The organism is Pirellulales bacterium, from assembly GCA_035546535.1.
In the GTDB taxonomy this organism is placed as follows: Bacteria; Planctomycetota; Planctomycetia; order Pirellulales; family JACPPG01; genus JACPPG01.
Map to the genome: position 1 here is coordinate 1 of DASZWQ010000169.1, position 2,136 is coordinate 2,136.

Annotated in this window: 3 protein-coding genes; all 3 read left to right on the forward strand. The window is 62.5% G+C overall.

Annotated elements, in window-relative coordinates; genetic code table 11:
* On the forward strand, nucleotides 1–749 hold a 749-nt coding region (locus VHD36_19925; GenBank protein ID HVU89608.1), incomplete at its 5' end, for an ATP-binding cassette domain-containing protein.
* Nucleotides 746–1,261 (forward strand): DUF1854 domain-containing protein, encoded by a 516-nt coding sequence (locus tag VHD36_19930; GenBank protein HVU89609.1) that lies wholly within the window; start codon nucleotides 746–748, stop codon nucleotides 1,259–1,261. The genes VHD36_19925 and VHD36_19930, both read left to right, overlap by 4 nt.
* A 244-nt stretch (nucleotides 1,262–1,505) precedes the next feature.
* On the forward strand, nucleotides 1,506–2,136 hold a 631-nt coding region (locus VHD36_19935), incomplete at its 3' end, for a transposase (GenBank protein HVU89610.1).

Consider the following 2,136-nt stretch of genomic DNA (forward strand, 5'->3'; position numbering starts at 1 on the left):
CGGGGCGCCTGGAAGGCGAGATCGAGCTTCGCCACGTCGGCTTCCAGTATGGCAACCGCCCGGTGCTCCAGGACGTGCAGCTCGCGATTCGGCCGGGAGAGATGATCGGGCTGGTCGGTCCGAGCGGCTCGGGCAAGAGCACGCTGGTGAACCTGGTGTGCCGCTTCTACGACGTGAACGAGGGGGTGGTGCTGGTGGACGGCCAGGACATTCGCACGTTCGCCCTGGAAGAGTACCGCCGCCACATCGGCCTCGTTTTGCAGGAGCCCTTCCTGTTTTACGGCACGATCGCCGAAAACATCGCTTACGGGCGTCACGACGCCAGCCGCGCCGAGATTATCGCCGCCGCGCGTGCGGCCCGCGCGCACGAGTTCATCCTGCGGCTGCCCGACGGGTACGACTCGATCGTCGGCGAGCGCGGCCAGAAACTCTCGGGAGGCGAGCGACAGCGTATTTCGATCGCGCGGGCGCTGCTGATCGACCCGAAAATCCTGATCCTCGACGAGGCCACGTCGGCCGTCGACACCGAGACCGAGCGGGAGATCCAGCTCGCGCTCGACAACTTGATTCGCGGGCGCACGACCATCGCCATCGCCCACCGGCTGAGCACGCTGCGCCGCGCCGATCGCATCGTGGTGCTCGAGCACGGCAAGATCGTGGAGATCGGGCAGCACGACGACCTGCTTGCCCAGCAGGGGGCCTACGCCCGTCTGCACCGTGCCCAACTCGAACTGGCGGGCGAACTATGAGCGACCATTACGATTTGCCGTTCGACGCGCCGCAATCGCTCGCGCAAGGAACCTTCGACCTGGCGCAAGACGCCTGGGGGCAACTCGTCTTCACCGACGCGGAGGGACGGCGGCACGAAGGCGTCACGCCCGTGCGAGCCTTTCCCATCACCGATCCCACGCAATACGTGTCGATTTGCGACGCCCGCGGCGCCGAACTCGCCATTTGCGAAAATCTCGCAGAACTTCCCGCCGCGGTGCGCGGCCTGATCGAAGCCGACCTGGCACGCCGCGATTTTATTCCCGTCATCCAGCGCATCGTTCACATCACCTCCGGCCTGTCGCCCACGGAGTGGACGGTGGAGACCGACCGCGGCACGACGACTTTTCTTGTCGAAAGCGAGGAGAACGTGCGGCGTTTGGGACGGCAGCAAGCCACGATCACCGACACGCACCGGATGCGATACCTGATTCGCGACGTTCGCGCGCTCGACGGCGCAAGCCGCCGCTTGCTCGAGCGGTTTTTGTATTAGTTTGTCGCCTTTCGCGGAGCAAAGGATGACTCGGGGCTAAAAAGGGGTCAGAACTGCTCTGTAGAAAGGTAAGCAAAGAGTAGCGCTAGCATGTGTCTGCTAGCATTGGGGTGTCGGCAACTATCTATATGTGAGGACCAGCAAATCACCACAGCGCGTTCTGGAAGAAGCTTATGAGGTAGGCCGGCGGACGTTGCGCACTTACTCGCATCGATGCAGTCCCAAGAAGTTTACGCAGCCTCAGTTGTTCGCTTGTTTGGTGCTCAAGGAGTTTTTGCGGCTGGATTATCGTAAATTGCAGGCCTTTTTGATCGATTCGCCGACGATGGCCGAGGCAGTCGAATTGAGTGTCATTCCCCACTACACGACCTTCCAGAAAGCCGCCGTTCGCCTGTTGAAGTCCGGCCGCGCCGGGCGATTGTTGGACGTGACCATCGAGCGGGCCAGGAAAAAGGGCAAAATCAAGCGGCGTGTGAAATTGGCTTCGCTCGACGGCACGGGATTTGAGACGCGTCATATCAGCGCCTACTACGTAAAACGTCGCCAAAAGGGCCAGAAAAACGCGTTTCAGACGACGACTTACACCCGCTATCCGTATGCCGTGATCGCCTGCGACTGTGCCAGCCATATCATCTTGGCTGTGGTGCCCGGCCGCGGGCCGGGATCGGATATGCCCTACTTCCGGCCAGCGGTCCGCCAAACCGCTCACCGCGTGACGGTCGACACCCTTCTGGCCGATGCCGCTTTCGACAGCGAGGCAGCTCATGTTTACGCTCGTCAGGAACACCGCATGCGGACGATCATTCCGCCGATCCGCGGTCGGCCCACGGCCAAGCTGCCGAGGGGCCGCTGGCGGCGATGGATGGCGACGCGAT